The organism is Sphingobacterium siyangense (assembly GCF_023277505.1).
Lineage (GTDB): Bacteria > Bacteroidota > Bacteroidia > Sphingobacteriales > Sphingobacteriaceae > Sphingobacterium > Sphingobacterium siyangense.
Genome location: NZ_CP080574.1, coordinates 3,694,461 through 3,710,474, shown reverse-complemented (window position 1 = coordinate 3,710,474; position 16,014 = coordinate 3,694,461). Strand labels below are relative to the sequence as shown.

Sequence of the window (16,014 nt, the reverse complement as noted above, 5' to 3'; positions counted from 1 at the left end):
ATATAGCCTAAAATGCTGTATCTCTGACTTTTTTGAAAAACAATCAGATGACGTTCCTTGAATTATTCTTGCGGGTAGACAAGGCCTTTGCCGAGGCAGTGTTTATCCAAAGGCATTGTTATAAACCGAGTATGCGCATTTGTCGGATCTGAGCTTTTTTGCAAAGTATAATTGAGCTTTTTTGCCAAGTTAGGTGAATAGGTTACAGCTAAATTTGTACTATAAATAGAAACAAAATGAAAACAGTCAATACGATTTATGTCAACGGGGAATTTGTAAGCCCGCACGGAACGGAAATTTATGAGCTCATCAATCCGTCTACGAATCAAAAAATCGGTGAAGTCACTTTAGCCGATGTAACCGACACAACAAATGCCATTGCAGCTGCAAAAGCTGCCTTCCGGACATTTTCAAAATCCACCGTTTCGGAACGCATCGGTTATTTAACAAAACTGAAAACCGCGATTGAGAACAGAAAGCAGGATTTTATCGATACGATGATCGAAGAATACGGTGGAACGCATCAATTTGTCAGCATGAGCAACGCACACACCGGAGCCTGGTTTGACAGCATGATCGAAGTGCTCAGCAGTTTTGAATTTGAACGGACAATTAACGCCGCCTCGGTACGATTTCAGCCTGTAGGTGCTGTCGCGATCATTACGCCCTGGAATGCCAGTAACAGTTCGGTGGCCAGTAAAGTCGCTACCGCAATCGCAGCAGGATGTACCGTAGTCGTCAAACCCAGTGAAATGAGTGCTTTGCAGACGAATGTGCTGATGGAAGCTTTTCACGAAGCCGGTTTGCCAAAAGGTGTGATCAATGTGGTGACAGGTCTCGGAAATGTGGTGGGCACGGAACTGACCGAGAATCCCGGAATTGCCAAAATTTCATTTACAGGTTCTACAGCCGTAGGAAAATTCATCGCTAAACAAGCGGTCGATACCATGAAACGCATCACGCTCGAACTGGGCGGAAAATCGCCCAATATTATACTGGATGATGCAGACCTCGATAAAGAAATTCCGATGGCCGTATACGGCGCTTATATGAACAGTGGCCAGGCCTGTATAGCGCCGACAAGGCTCCTCGTGCCACAGGACAAGGTGGATCAGGTAAATGCTATAGCAAAGGCCACTGCGGAAAGTATGGTTGTCGGTCTGCCACAAAATGCCAATACCAACATCGGGCCGATGGTGAGTGTGAAGCAGTTTGATAAAGTACAGCAGTATATTAAAACGGGTATCGAGGAAGGGGCGACCTTGTTGACCGGCGGATTGGGAAAACCGGAAGGTCTGGAAGATGGCAATTTTGTGAAAGCCACCATTTTTACAAATGTCAGCAATGCGATGACCATTGCGCGGGAAGAGATTTTTGGTCCCGTTTTGTGTATTATTCCTTATCAAACCGAAGCGGAAGCCATAGAAATTGCCAATGATACGCCTTATGGACTAGCTGCCTACATCTCATCGGCGGATAGCGAAAGGGCAAAACGTGTGGCCGCAGAAATCGATGCCGGGCGGATCTGTATCAATGGATTCAGTCACGACCCAATGGTTCCGTTTGGCGGATTCAAGCAGTCGGGCATTGGACGGGAATATGGCGTATATGGTTTGCAACCTTACCTTGAAATCAAAGCCGTACTAAGCTAATTTTTTATACATTTGACAAAGCGTTGTCGTACGAACGGCGCTTTGTCTTGATCGAGAGTCTTATGATAGAAAATTCGGATATTGTCTATTCCTGTTACCACCAAGTGAGCAGAAAAGGGGAAAATTTTGTGGCTCAGCATACGATTTCATATCAGCTGTCGGGAAGTTTTATGTTGTCCGACAATAGAGACCAGCATACTGCGCATCCGGGCGATTTTCATCTCATCAGAAAGAACCAGCTGGTGAAATTTGCAAAGATTCCGCCGCCAAACGGCGCCTGTGAAAGTCTGAATATCTACCTGAGTGATGAAACGCTAAAGAATTTTGCGCATGAGTATGAGCTGAAAGCAGAACATTCGACGACAACAGAAGCGCTGGTTAAAATTGATGTCAATGCGGTTCTTGAAAATTTTATCGTGTCGCTGAAGGCCCTTCTCCAAAGCAATTTGAATAATAAATCACTCACCGACCTGAAAATCAAGGAACTTTTGTTGATCCTCCTGCAAACGAAACCAGCGCTCAAAAATATCCTGTTTGATTTTTCTGAACCGCATAAAATAGACCTTGAAGCCTTTATGAATCAGAACTACAGGTATAACGTTAATTTAGACCGTTTTGCCCGTCTCACCGGTCGGAGCCTAGCCACCTTTAAGCGCGATTTTGAAAAGGTTTTCCAAACCTCGCCGCACCAATGGATGCTGAAAAAAAGACTGGATGAAGCACATTATCTCCTAAAGGAAGAAAAGCGGTCTGCTTCGGACATCTTTGTTGATCTGGGCTTCGAAGATCTGTCGCATTTTTCCCATGCGTTTAAAAAGCAGTTTGGCTACAATCCCAAAAGCCTATCTAATACCGAAAAGCCTACCTAATATTTAAAAAACTAAGCGGCATTCTGAACTTCTTTCTTTAAGGATATACCCCTTAAATTGGCTCCGTCGCTTGGTTTAATTTTGAAATACTCGATTAAGGATAGGAGTGATAAGCCAGCAATTAACTGCAAGGCCAAGCTAAAATCCCGCATCTGATAAACCGTATCCTGATAATAACTGCTTGCCAGGTGTAGCGTCACTGCGCCTAGGGCGATACCCATACCAAGTGCCATTTGTTGTGCCGTATTATACAGTGTATTTGCATTGCTCATCTGTTCATTGGGCACGTCTGCATAAGCCAGGGTATTTAGGCTGGTAAATTGGAGCGAGCGTGTAAGGCCCGAGAAAAAGAATACAATTGCCACCAGCCAGATCGGCGTTTGTATGGAAAGCAGGGAGAGTCCGGCGGTTACGAGTGTTAAAATAATACCGTTGCCGATCAGGACCTTGCGGAAGTCAAATCTGCGTGTTATCCACATGGCTACGGGTTTCATACTCATACTACCGAACATGTTGGCCATATAAAGGAGTCCGGCGTGAAAGGGGCTCAGTCCAAAACCCAGCTGTAACATAAGGGGCAATATAAAAGGAGCAACATTGATCACCATACGGGTAATGGAGCCTGAAAATACCGTAATCCGGAAGGTTTTTACGTTCAAAATACTATAATCAATCAACGGATACTTGATACGTTTGGAGTGCCAGATCGAAACGGCCATCAGCGCAAAGCTTGCCACAATGGTCGCCGCTGGTTTTGTATAATCGCCTTGGGCTGCGCCGATCATTTCAGTTCCCAGCATAATTCCGGCAAGACCGATACCGCTGATAAAAAAACCGATAATATCAAGGGGACGATTATTTTCGGAATCCATCGCTGGAATAAATTGATGCACGGCCCACAGCGCAAATACACCGACGGGTATATTGATAAAGAAAATCCAGTGCCAGCTAAAATAGGTTGTAAAAAATCCGCCCAGCACTGGGCCGATAATAGGGCCCAATAACCCAGCCCAGGCAATATAACCGATCGCTTCAACCAGATCTTTCTTTTCGGTGTGCTTAAGTACAATAAGACGTCCCACCGGTACCATGAGGGCTCCGGCAGTACCCTGGCAAATACGTGCAATAACGAAAGATGTTAGGTTGGTACTCAGTCCACATGCGATTGAAGAAAGTATAAATCCGATAATCGCCAAATTGAAAACTTTTTTTGCGCCGTAGCGGTCGGCAATCCAGCCGCTGATTGGAATAAATACAGCTAACATGACGGTGTAAGAGGTAATACCTGCACTGAGGTGTACAACATCACTCTCAAAATCATGTGCCATTTTGGGTAAGGCTGTCGATATCGCTGTGGTGTCGAGCATCTCCATAAGTAAAGTGCCACCTACAATGAGCGATATGATGCGCGATTCTTTCTTCATCTTGCTCTTCTTAAATCCCGAACGGGAAACATTTGCGACAAAAGTAAGCCTATCGTAAAAAAGAAAAGTCATAAAAAGGCAATTAAATGACCGATATGTCCGCGTATGTGTTTGCTAAGAACCGAAGAAAAGAACTTATAATATTAACAATTTTTACATTTACTGAGCTGGAAGCCGCACCTTAAATGTGGTTCCGCCCGCTGAATTGCTCTCCACAGTGATATGTCCATTATGCAGTTCTACAATTTCACGGCAGAGATACAGTCCTATGCCAAATCCCGAAATTGTTCCGACCTTATCTTTTCCTGCCCTGTAAAATCGCTCGAAAATCTGATCCCGGTCTTCTTCGGCAATTCCCATACCCTCGTCACTGACAAAAATCTCTACATCCTGATTTGCAGTAGGCAAATAGCCAAATGTAATCTGGGTTCCTATCGGCGAATATTTGGCCGCATTTTCTACAAGATTTTGGATTACCTGCGAAATCTTATTCGGGTCAGCAGCAATGGATAGACTTTGCGTCAGGTCAGCGACGATCTGATGGGAGTTTATCCTCAATTTAAATTCATCTTCAAGTTCTGCAAATAATTCCTTCAGATCAAACACTTCTCTTTCTATCATCATTCTGCCGGAGTCGAATCGCGAGATGTTCAAGAATCCATTGATTAAGTTCTTCATATTGCGAACTTGTCGAAGGGATTTCATTGTAATGTCTTGATAACTCGTGTTTGCTGTAAGGAATGCCTGACGCTGCATCAATTGAAGATAGGCGTTTATAGAGGTCAGGGGTGTCTTCAGTTCGTGGCTAACGATGCTTATGAAATCATTTTTCCGCTGTTCCTCAGCTTTTTGTTCGGTAATATCCCGTAAAGTACCGTTCAGACTTACTGCTTTTCCCTTAGCATCGTAAAATACTTTACCACGTGCCTGCACGAGTCTGCCGTTCGGGGACTGCGCATGGGCAATACGGTATTCAATAAAGTAATTGCCATCCGACTCTTCGCTAAGTGCTTCAGTTATGGCAGCCATTACACGTTCCCGATCCTCTTCTACGATGGAAGAAATAGCGGCGGATAAATCCAATTGATCCTTATCGGCTAAACCAAACCATGATTTTAACAGGGCATTTCCGGAGAACAGATTATTTTTGGGCTCATAATAGAACGTCGCAAGCTCTCCGGCATCAATAGCCATGGACAGCATGTGTTGATCTTTTTCACTTTTCCGCCGTTCAAGGACTTGGTCGGTAATATCTTCAAGGATAATCAGAATTCCAGTGACTTTGTTGTCAGTTGAAAAAATAGGTTGATAGATCGAGTTTACGATAGCCTCTCGCAGTCCGTCATTGTGACGCAGTAATATGGAGAGTTCATTGTTTGTTTTACGTTCGCCTTTTTCGAACGCTTCCCGGAGCCACTGATTCACTGGCTGGCCTTGCAGTTCAGGCCTTGCGATTTCGTGGGGCCGGCCCTGCACATCCGCTAATCGATGGCCCCAGATTTTTAATATTGTTGGATTGGCTATGTCAATAATCAGTTCCGGCCCCTTCAGCATCGCTATGCCGACCGGTGCCTGCTCAATAATTGTCCGCACTTGTTCACGGCTTTCTGCCAGAAGGTGTAAGGAACTGTTGAGCTCATCATTTGTAGCGGTCAATTCTTCGAGTGTTGCCGCCATTTCCTCCATCAGCCCTTGTTCCTTTTTTTCTTTTTCCCGAATCTGTTGCTGATGCTGCCTTCTTAAAGTGACGTTACGGGCAGTGTTTAAAATACACCAGGTTTTATTGTTTTCGTCTAATAGGGCTCTATATTCATAATCGAAATAATCAGTCACCGGAACACCGTTTTTAATGAGTCTGGCTGGTGCCTCGGTCACGGAATAGGATTTGCCCGTACGCCAAACCTCTTGCAGAATAGCTAAAAACGGCTGATCTTCCAGTTCGGGAATAGCACTGATCAGCGCTTTGCCAATAACGGATGCGTCTTTGCCCCAAAGGGAAAGCATGCCCTCATTGGCAAACTGGATGGTCATCTCTGTTCCAGTATAGATTGATGTAGGCTCGGGAGAACAACTCAGTGCCTGTAAGATAAGGTCTTCGCCAAATGAGGCACTACCAAATTTTTTCTTGATGTCCATTAGACCAAAGATAAAGAATACATTCTATAGCGTAACACATTATCTTCCGCTTTGGGAAGTGAAGTCTTGAAGAAAGCCGAACGGTGTGCTTTCTTTATGAAAATCCTAGCGAAATGTTGCTTAAGGCTTCGCATAAGGTAATCGTTCAATCCGGCTTGTGGTATGATAGCTGTCAAGACCGCTAGAAGTAACTGTCCCGGCTTCTTCGATATCGATATAACCATCCTCTTTTAAACAGTTATCGGGCACGAAAGCTGTTTTTATTTGGCCGATGATCAATGTTGTACCGTTCAGCTCAACAGCTGTTTTCTGAACAAAGCTGCAGGCGAATTTTATTTTACTTTCTTGAACAAAAGGGGCCGGAATATTTTCCAGGTATTCAGGGCTAAGTCCAACCTGTTCAAATTCGCTAACACCTTTAGGATATTTTGCACTACATTGGTGTGCCTCATGTACAAATTCGGATGAGACATGATTAATCGTATACCATTTCTGCTCCAGAATATTATCCAGGGTGCTGCTAAAATCTGTCGTCGGCCGAAGTATAATGCCACAGAGTGCCGGATCTGCGCCCAGGTGGAACAAACTGCTGAACGTGGCAAGGTTTTCACTTCCGTCCCTGTTTTTTGTACCGATCAATACCAGGCTTTTAAAGCCGCCCAGCGAGTTTATAAAATTTGCTCTGTATCTTCTTTCAAATGCCGCAATGGCCTGTTCATTATAAATCATCGTTTAAAAATACTTTTCTACGTGTTAGCAATTCTATTAATCATGCCCCTAAATATGAAGCCGTGAAAAGGCCATACGGCATACCAGTAGAGTCTTCCGGCAAGGCCCAGGGGTCTAAAGGTCGCAGTCTGCAGCAGGATATTATCTTCGATTTTAAATTCTAGCCATGCTTCTCCCGGGAGTTTCATTTCGGCATAGAGCAGTAATCGTTTTGTCTTTTTATCGGCGATCAGCACGCGCCAAAAATCAAGTGCATCACCTGCAGCCAGATCGCTTTTATTTTTTCGTCCCCTTCGCATCCCCACTCCGCCGACCAATTGATCCATGAATCCACGGATTTTCCAGAGCCAGTTGCCATAATACCAGCCGGAATTTCCTCCAATGGACCAGATTTTGGTCAATGATGCTTCACTATTGTGGAGGGGAGCCGAGCGGACATCCCTAAAGCAACCATAACTGGGCACTTCCAGCAACCGGGTGAGTCCGCCCGATAAAATATGAGTGGTCTGTGCGTCTTTCCAGCTGGACACCACATTGTCGCTTTCAATTTTTTGAAATGCTAATTGGATGGATTGCCTGTAATTGATCAGCATAATACCGAGTTCTTCCGCCAGATTATTGGGTTTACAGATCACTTCTACTTTCATGCTATCGACCAGATTTTTGGCTAGGTTATAGGACGTCGAGGTAACAAAATAGAGCCAGTAGGAGGAAAGCCGCGGCGTCATGAGCGGGATAACAAAGATCTTTCGCCTCAGTTTTCGTTCGGCAGCATATTGCAGCAGCATCTCTTTATAGCTAAGGATGTCTGGACCGCCGATATCATAGCTTTTGTTAAAGGTATGCGGGTTGGCGATAACACCGATCATAAATTCGATCACGTTGCGTATGGCGATAGGCTGACATTTCGTCTGCAACCATTTGGGCGTAATCATAACCGGAAGTTTTTCCACAAGATCCCGAATGATCTCGAAAGATGCGCTTCCCGAGCCAACGATGATACCGGCCCGCAAGGTGGTTATCGGAATCCGCCCGCTGGCCAGGATGTTTTCAACGTTTCTTCTCGAGTCGAGATGCTTCGATAAGTGATCTGAATTAATTATTCCGCTCAGATAAATGATCTGTTGTGCGCAGGTTTTTTCCATAAAGTTGCGGAAGTTGGTCGCACATTGCGCTTCCATTTGCTGGAAATCACCGGACTGCGTCGCCATGGAATGGATCAGGAAATAAGCAATATCAATTTCAAGTGGTATTTCTTTCAGACTTTCGTTATCCAGGAAATCGACTTCAACAACTTGAACATGCCCCGGGATTGCCGAGGTATCAAAACGATTCTTATCTCTTACACAACAAATAATTTCATGTCCCTGTTCTAACAACACAGGCAAAAGACGTTTTCCAATATACCCCGTCACTCCGGTCAATAGAATTTTCATAGCCTGATTTGTTAAGTTCAGTTGTTAATTTTGTTGTATACAAATATACCACAATGAAACCTAATTTGTTTTGATTTGGTGTGTTTTTATTCTAATGTAGCAAGGTACACGCAGTTGATCTTTTACTTCTTCAATAGGTAGCACTTTAATTGCAACATCATGTGTACAGCTTTTTTGGCTCTGCCCTGGCTTCGGTCAACTCCAGTGCATTGGAGCCTTTGAAGTGAGTGCTTGTGCCATCCCCACCTATAGGCTACGTGAATAGGGTGCTTGCTAAATGATCGAAAAGAGCGAGCGAAAAGGAAATAATAAAGGCGCACGGAAGCGTGCGCCTTACAGTTTGTGAAAGCAGTTCTGACAAGCTGCTTTGGTGGAAACGCTTAACTTCTGATTTCCCTTCGCATAAAAATGTAATAGGACCAGGCAAAACAGATCATCATGGCTGCGCAGAGTCCACTGACCTGTGGCCACACCATCAGAAAACTTTCCCGAAAGGAAAGTGGTGCGGGGATGGCACCGACCATCTGTTCCATGGAAATGGGACCTAAGCTGCGTACCGAGGGCATCAATAGGGTAGTGGTGGCATCGGTATAGAGCTGACTTGGTGATAAGCGGAGCAGATTTAAGATGAGCTCATTATAGCCGATGTACTCCTGCTCCGAAATATAATTGGGGTTAGGTAAAAAAGGGCGTATTGCCAGATTGACCAGAATAGGAAAGAATACCGTAAAAAACAACCAGATGCCGATCGCGGTAAGTGCTGAGGTGGCCGGCTGGCGAAAGCGTATCGACAACAGGATGGAAAGGCTCAGCCAGAAGGCAACATAGAGCACACTGATCAAGGTAAAACCGAAGATACGCAGCAACTCCTGGGGTTCTATCCGGACACCTGTACCCAGGAGACCGCCGCCGATCATCAGCATGACCAGCGCAACAAATAATGTGCCCACCACGGCCAGTGGTGCCAGAAATTTGGCGAACAGCAGGTTGTCTCGGTAAATTGGCTGCGCCAGCAAACGGGTGAGTGTACCGTTGTTGTATTCTGCATTGACGGCGTCAAAACCCAGGGCTATGCCCAGTAGTGGCGCTAGAAAGTTTAAAAAAACATGAAATGGCGGAATGGAATTATCCGTTGTGGTCAGTAGCTTGAGATAAAGAAATGACTGATCAGGATCGCGCATATTGCTGACAGCGTCCTTGAGCCCCATGGATGAAACGTAGAGGGATGCGCCGAAAGTCAGTACGATGAGCAGGATTAGTATAATAAAACGCCAGCTGCGGATATGTGCCGCAATTTCTTTGCGGACCAGCACCTGCATCGGAAAGGATGGCCGTTTATTGGTATCTTTTGAAGAAACCCTTGGATTTTTCATAGGCATTATCTGTAGTTATGCTGTTCTCAAAATATGTATTATAAATATCGTCGAGCTGGTAGTCGTTGCGGCTCACGGAAACGATATCGGCGCCATTGTTTACCAGCATGCGTACCGCTATTGCTGTCATATCGCTGTCTGTCTTTAATTCGATCGTAAATCCGTTCACTTTAAGATCACGGAGTCCGGGCAGGGCCTTTAATGCTTCTTCAAACCGTTTGGTATCGCCCTGGGCATGGTCAAGGGTAATGACGGTACTGATGCCTTTCTGCTGCTGCAGGTTATGGGCAAGGCTTTCGAGCGATCCTTCAACCAGTAATTTTCCGCCAACAAAAATACCCACCCGATCGCATACACGCTGCACCTGGTGGAGGTGGTGTGAAGAAAGCAGTACCGTTAGGTTATGCTCCCTGCTGAGCTGCTTGATGAGCTCAAGAAATTCGTCAACACCCTTGGGATCAATGCCCAGCGTAGGCTCATCAAGGATGGCAACCTCGGGAGCCTTAATCAGCACTTCGGCCAAGCCTAGACGTTGTTTCATACCGCGGGAAAAAGCGCCGGTTTTTTTATGCATTTCCCGTTCGAGCCCCACGACATGTAACATGTCTTTTGCAGAAGCTTGTGCATAGGATTCTGTGAGACCATTTAATCTGGCAATAAAGCTTAGGTTTTCCAGCGCTGTCATATCCGGGTAGAAACCTACGTTGTCGGGCAGGTAGCCGACTTTTCGTTTCACGGCGATCGGATTGCGCGTGGCATTATGGCCACAGACATAGGCTGTGCCGGAAGTGGGTTCGGTCAGGCCCAGCATCATGAGGATGCTGGTTGTCTTGCCGGCACCATTGGGGCCGAGCAGGCCAAAGATCTCTCCGGGATAAATGTGCAGGTCCAACTGATCTACAGCGGTTACTTTGCCGTAGCTTTTTGTCAGGCCTGTCAATTGAATGATAGGATCCTTCATCATGATAATCTTTTTGTAGCGCCCTTATCTGCGGCCGTATTTGCGGATGAGAAAATACACCAAACCAATGGCCAATACAATGACAAGCATACCGATCCAGCCAGAAAGCAAAGAAGTTTTCACAATCATACGGAATGAAATGTCGGCGCTACTATTGGATGATTTGATCTCAAATTTTGAAGCATAGTCACCGGCAATAGTTTTGTCGGGAACTTTTAGGTTGACTTTGACGTCAATAGATTTCCCTGCTTCGAGCTGTTTGATGTTCGACGGATCGAAGCTTGCCTCCCATCGGCTGGGTAATTGGGACGTCAGTTCCAAGGTATTGAGTGGCAGGGTGCCCGTGTTTTTGACTTTAAGTAGAATTTCCTTGCTGCTACCAGACACGACTTCGTCACTTAGCCGCCCACTGGGGGTGGTCAACTCAAGGGCATAGGAGCCTTTGACGACTGCTTCGAGCTCAAGCTTTAAGGTATCGGTTGAGGATATAGCCCGTAGCGGAATTTTATATTTATCGGGCTTGGCCGTAATCGGACAGCTGATTTCAATGCTGATTTCCTGTGCCTTATTGGGCTGCATCTGAAGGGAAGTCACTTGGGAGCCTTCTACGCGGTAGCTAATCTGCCATCCATCGGGTAGCTGGGCATTCAGGTTATAGTTAACCAATTGAGCAGATCCGTTGGTCAAGGTCGTCGTATAACGAAAAGGTTCGTTGCTGGGGGCCTCAATATTGATGAGTCTCGCTTCGAAACCGGATTTGAGGGGCTTCAAGGCCTGCCCCGATAGATAGAAACTGTTAGCCAGCACAATAAGTGCGATAAGAAATGGCCTGAAAGAAAAACGTCGGTCTGTGTTTGTAATTAGTAATTCTGTTAACATGATCCAATAACTAAAATTTATATTTAAATAGAATATTAGCTTTTAAAAAATGTCGGTTTGGGTATCAGCTACCTTTTTGAAAAACCGCACCCAAATTAAAAATCAATTTGATAAAAATCAAGATTGAAATAAAAAAAATAGTGTAAAAAAAATGTGTTTAAATGGTCTACAGGCTGATAGCTTGTGTTGTATGCTAAAGTACACTTCCGTCAGTCAAAGTTTACTGAGCGGAAGGTCTTCTTGATGATAATCTTGGTATTCTCGGCCAATTCATCCAGTGTACAGTGGATGGATCGTAATTGTGTCCTCTGAATTGTAGCGTCGTTCAGAAGAAGATTGATGCGAAGACGTCTGCTGTCTGAGGCTTCAGGCTCACCGCGCAGTTCATCAAACAATTCATGAATAATCTTTTCGCAGCTTTTTTGGTCAAAACTGGCGATAGTGATATAATGTCCGTGGCTGTACATCTGTAATTCAATATAGTAATTCGACGTTTTCATAATCTTCGTTTTAAAGACTGAAAAAAATAGGTTAGCCTCCGTGGGAGGCTAACCATTAAAATTTGCTATCTGGATCTTTAGGATATTTCGATCATCCGCGGTTCTTTCTGTTTGGCTTCTTCTTTCTTCGGTATTGTCAATCGGAGCATACCATTCTCATAGTGTGCCTGAATATTGTCCTGATCGACAACCTCCTTCTGAAGTTCGAAGCTGCGTTGGAAAGATTGGTAACTGAACTCCCGGCGGGTGTAGTTGTCCTTATGCTCCTCGTTTTGTTCTTCCTTAGCCGAGGATATGGTTAAGAGATTGCCGTCGAGGGTCACCTTGAAATCGCCTTTGGCCATGCCGGGAGCGGCGACCTCCACTTCGAAGCTATCTGCGTTTTCCTTGATGTTGACCGCAGGAACGGTGGTACTTGTTGATGAATAATTTTTGTTGTCCCAGTTTAAAAGCTCGCGGTTAAAATTATCAAACATGGGCGAAAAAAGTGAAAAATTGTTCCAGTTTCTTTTTGCAAGTTTCATAGTAACCTCCTTTTAATGAAGTATAACAATAATTTAAATCTATCAGTCGGCCGACTGTATTAAAAATCTCACAAAAAAGGTACCGAGCTTAAAAAACTGAAATTTTTGCAGCAAAACTGTCAAATTTTACCTGATAAATTGACAGAAATGATAAGATCTACCTACAACAAACCGAAAATTGAATTTGTTTCAAACGATGTTCAGCTCAATCTTATCCTTATAATAACCCATTTGATGGATAAATAGTTAGAAAAGACCGGGCTTCTTAGCGATTTCTGGTCTTTTCTTTTTTGCTGAAAGCTACCAACTTCTATGGCACATAAAGGCCATAGGGAAGGGACAAAGGAAATGAAGCGACTTGCTAATAACTAGGTTATTTTGACAAGGCCTCCAGCACTTTTAAATGCGATCTAAATGCTGTCCAGAAGCTCCGAAACTCGTTGTATTGTATTTTATATTCCTTGCAGGTCTGCTTCACAATCCTATTGAGCGCAGGATAATGAACATGGCTGATCTTTGGAAAAAGGTGATGTTCAACCTGAAAATTGAGACCGCCAAGCAACCAGGTAAGTACCTTGCTGCCCGTAGCAAAATTTGCGGTGGACTGAATCTGATGAATCATCCATTCTTCTTCGACCTTTGACTGGTCAATGGTTTTGAATTCGGTTTCTTCCACCACATGGGCCAGCTGGAATACTGTGGCCAGACTCATACCACATACAGTACCAGAAATCAGCAAACCGATAAGTGTGGGCAGCCACCCGACGAAAATGATCGGAACAATGACAAATAAACTGAAGTGAATTAGCTTACTGACCCAAAAAATAATACGCTCTTTGACCGGAAAATGAAATTGCTCCGTTTTATGTCCCATGCGCCCACGGAAATATTTCTCATAATCCTGATAAAAGATCCACGCTAAATAGGAGATTCCATAGAGCAACGGAAAATAAAAACGCTGATAGCGATGGTGTTTCCGAAGTTTCTGGTCGTGGTGTATACGCATAAACTTTACTTCGATATCGTGATCTTCGCCATCGATATTTGTATAGGTGTGGTGTGCAATATTATGTTTGAGCTTCCAAAAGTAGATATTGCCGCCCAGTAGATTGAGCGAGTAGGAGAGCACAGTGTTCAGGTTTTTATTGTCCGAAAAAGAATTGTGCCCAGCATCGTGCATAATGTTAAAACCAATCGCAGCGAGGTTAGCTCCGAAAATGACACATAATGCTATTGCAATACTCCAATGCAAAGGTGCAAATACCAGAAGGAGATACAATACCGCAAAGCTGATCAGGAGGATAGCGGCTTTCAGATAGATCTTACGATTCCCGGTTTTTGGCTGAAGTGAATTTTGAAAATAGTTATTAATTTTTTGTTTTAACGTTTTAGAGAACAATGTATTTACATTGCTGAATTTTACAGACTGGGACATTTGGATTTTTACTCGAGAGATATGCTTAATATTTATTACGTTCGATCTTGAGCGATAGAACAATGTAAATATACGCTATAAAATTTGAAAGATCGCGGTAGTAAAGTTAAAGATTGTTAAAGGTCATTCTGCCATCCTTGATTTCCCATGGACCGGAAGATACACCTTTTGAATTTTTGAAGCCTCCGGTATTTATTCCGCGCCGAGGTATCCTGCGCGTTAATCAACTATTCCATATCAATTTGCCGGAGCGCAGGTTTCTTTAAATGTAACACACAACTCGCACTAAAATTTATTTTACACTGTTTTGTCAGTTAAACGATTGCCTGAACGCTAAAGGTGAAACATTGGTTTTTTTCTTAAACAGTTTGTTGAACGATTGCGGATGTTCAAAACCGAGCTTATAGGCAATTTCGGCCACGGAAAGGCTTGTCGCCGTGAGTTGTTCCTTGGCTTCTTCAATTAACTTGTCGTGAATATGCTGCTGTGTGTTTTTACCGGTAACGGAACGTAGTAAATCGCTTAAATAACGTGCTGATACATGGAGGCTTTCGGCTAAATACTCTACGGTTGGAAGCCCTTGTTTTAAGGTTTCTTCGCTGTCGAAATAATCGTCCAGCAATTTTTCCAATTGGGTCAGCAGCGCATGGTTAACCGCTTTCCGAGTAATGAATTGACGCTCATAGAAACGGTTGCTGTATTGCAAGAGCATATCAATTTGGGACAAAATAATGTCTTGGGTATGCTTGTCGATATGCTGATATTCTTGTTCGATTTTAAGAAAAATTTCTATAATGTCTTTTTCTTCCCGTTCGGAGAGATGTAATGCTTCGTTAAGCGCATACGAAAAGAAATTGTAGTTTTTTATTTTGGTGGCTAGGGGATGGGTATACAAAAAATCAGGGTGGAATAGGAGCATGTAACCTTTTCCGCATTCGACCTTCATCTTTCTGATTTCGGCCATCGTCAACGATTGAATCTGCTTGGGCGCAATAAAATTCATTGTTCCTTTGTCGAAATCGTAATATTGTTGGCCGTACTTTATTTTTGCAGTAACATCTTTTTTCAGCGAAATACTGTAGAAATTCACGTAGAACTGCTCCCAGATGTCGCTTTCATCGGGTTTTATTCCAGCTACATCAATTACACTGACGAGCGGGTGTAATGGGGCCGGCAAGGACAATTGCCGATGAAATTCGGATATGGAATTGATACTATGCATCCTTTTTTTGTTATACAAATTTACAAAAAACAACTGCCTCGCAAGGCAGTTGCTGATTTAAAAAATTAGGCCTCAAATTGTTTCGCGATTTCTTGCCTGAAGGCTTCTTTTCCGATTTGTAATCGTCTTTCATAGAGCGCATGTGCATCTTCACCTGCCAGATAACGTACCTGATCTTTATTGTCCGTGGCGGCTTCATACACCACTTGGGCAATTTGCTCGGCAGTGGATGCATTTTGCATCATCAGACCCATTTGTTCGAACAGTTTGTCTTCGATGTCCTGATAGTCGGAAGTTCGGTTTAGATCCAAAGAACGACCTGCAAAATCTGTCGCTATTCCTCCCGGAGCAACTGTTTTGATGGCTATTCCAAATTTTTTCAGTTCAAAGGACATGCTTTCGCTCCAGCCCTCCAGGGCGAATTTTGTCGCATGATACATGGAATTTAGCGGGAATCCCATAAATCCACCAATCGATGTGGTCGAGATAAATAAACCACTTTTCTGTGCCTTAAAATGGGGAATAAAGGCTTGTGTAACCCGCAATACACCCAATAGATTCGTGTCGATTTGACGAAGTATTTTTTCGTCGCTCAACGTTTCAAAGGCACCCATTAACCCATAACCTGCATTATTGAAAACGACATCAATGTTACTTATAGCGATTGCTTTTGCTACAGTTTCTTTGATCTGGGCAGCATCGGTAACATCTAATTTTAATAGCCTGATGTTTTCGATCCCGGTAAGTTCGGTTTCATTTTCGGGATTACGCATGGTTGCGATCACATTCCAACCCGCCTGTTGAAATAATTTGGCAGTTGCTTTTCCCAAACCGGAAGAAGCCCCTGTAATGAAAATTGTCTTTTGCATGCTGT

General features: G+C 43.9%; 14 protein-coding genes. 2 read left to right on the top strand and 12 right to left on the bottom strand.

Translation table 11 applies throughout. The annotated features are described in order from the left end of the window. Window positions 1-236 precede the first annotated feature (236 nt). Together K2F45_RS15375 and K2F45_RS15370 are read left to right on the top strand one after the other, a co-directional pair. Window positions 237-1,652, top strand: coding sequence for an aldehyde dehydrogenase family protein (locus K2F45_RS15375; RefSeq protein ID WP_248931779.1), 1,416 nt, complete (start codon window positions 237-239; stop codon window positions 1,650-1,652). 62 nt (window positions 1,653-1,714) lie between these two features. Continuing rightward, on the top strand, window positions 1,715-2,521 hold the full coding sequence (locus K2F45_RS15370; protein ID WP_075992944.1) for a helix-turn-helix domain-containing protein: 807 nt from the start codon (window positions 1,715-1,717) through the stop codon (window positions 2,519-2,521). Between the two features lie 11 nt (window positions 2,522-2,532). Here K2F45_RS15370 and K2F45_RS15365 read toward each other — a convergent pair whose 3' ends face one another. The 12 genes from K2F45_RS15365 to K2F45_RS15310 all read right to left on the bottom strand — a co-directional run bounded on the left by K2F45_RS15365 (window position 2,533) and on the right by K2F45_RS15310 (window position 16,009). Further along, window positions 2,533-4,017: a DHA2 family efflux MFS transporter permease subunit gene (locus K2F45_RS15365; protein ID WP_248931778.1), complete on the bottom strand. Its 1,485-nt coding sequence runs from the start codon at window positions 4,015-4,017 to the stop codon at window positions 2,533-2,535. Between the two features lie 87 nt (window positions 4,018-4,104). Next, window positions 4,105-6,081, bottom strand: a complete 1,977-nt coding sequence (locus K2F45_RS15360) for a PAS domain-containing sensor histidine kinase (RefSeq protein WP_248931777.1) — start codon at window positions 6,079-6,081, stop codon at window positions 4,105-4,107. A 120-nt stretch (window positions 6,082-6,201) separates the two neighbouring features. Beyond that, window positions 6,202-6,810: a flavin reductase family protein gene (locus tag K2F45_RS15355; protein ID WP_120334032.1), complete on the bottom strand. Its 609-nt coding sequence runs from the start codon at window positions 6,808-6,810 to the stop codon at window positions 6,202-6,204. A 17-nt stretch (window positions 6,811-6,827) separates the two neighbouring features. Next, a complete protein-coding gene (locus K2F45_RS15350; protein ID WP_248931776.1) occupies window positions 6,828-8,246 on the bottom strand; it encodes an SDR family oxidoreductase in 1,419 nt (472 codons plus the stop codon). A gap of 380 nt (window positions 8,247-8,626) precedes the next feature. Beyond that, a complete protein-coding gene (locus K2F45_RS15345; RefSeq protein ID WP_205397862.1) occupies window positions 8,627-9,619 on the bottom strand; it encodes an ABC transporter permease in 993 nt (330 codons plus the stop codon). After that, window positions 9,582-10,583 carry an ABC transporter ATP-binding protein gene (locus tag K2F45_RS15340; protein WP_248931775.1) on the bottom strand — a complete coding sequence of 334 codons (1,002 nt, stop codon included), beginning with the start codon at window positions 10,581-10,583 and terminating at the stop codon, window positions 9,582-9,584. The genes K2F45_RS15345 and K2F45_RS15340 overlap by 38 nt, the downstream gene beginning before the upstream one ends. Window positions 10,584-10,604: 21 nt before the next feature. Next, window positions 10,605-11,459: a COG1470 family protein gene (locus K2F45_RS15335; protein WP_248931774.1), complete on the bottom strand. Its 855-nt coding sequence runs from the start codon at window positions 11,457-11,459 to the stop codon at window positions 10,605-10,607. 209 nt (window positions 11,460-11,668) lie between these two features. Further along, complete coding sequence (locus K2F45_RS15330; protein WP_120334036.1) at window positions 11,669-11,959, bottom strand: hypothetical protein; 291 nt, start codon at window positions 11,957-11,959, stop codon at window positions 11,669-11,671. Window positions 11,960-12,036: 77 nt separating this feature from the next. Next, complete coding sequence (locus K2F45_RS15325) at window positions 12,037-12,483, bottom strand: Hsp20/alpha crystallin family protein (RefSeq protein WP_075992936.1); 447 nt, start codon at window positions 12,481-12,483, stop codon at window positions 12,037-12,039. A gap of 373 nt (window positions 12,484-12,856) precedes the next feature. Continuing rightward, entirely contained in the window at window positions 12,857-13,918 is a 1,062-nt protein-coding gene (locus tag K2F45_RS15320; protein WP_075992935.1) for a fatty acid desaturase family protein, read from the bottom strand. 310 nt (window positions 13,919-14,228) lie between these two features. Further along, the gene (locus K2F45_RS15315) at window positions 14,229-15,140 is read right to left on the bottom strand and encodes a helix-turn-helix domain-containing protein (RefSeq protein WP_075992934.1); all 912 of its coding nucleotides are present in this window, start codon (window positions 15,138-15,140) and stop codon (window positions 14,229-14,231) included. Window positions 15,141-15,205: 65 nt separating this feature from the next. Continuing rightward, complete coding sequence (locus K2F45_RS15310; RefSeq protein ID WP_075994843.1) at window positions 15,206-16,009, bottom strand: SDR family oxidoreductase; 804 nt, start codon at window positions 16,007-16,009, stop codon at window positions 15,206-15,208. Window positions 16,010-16,014: the final 5 nt, after the last annotated feature.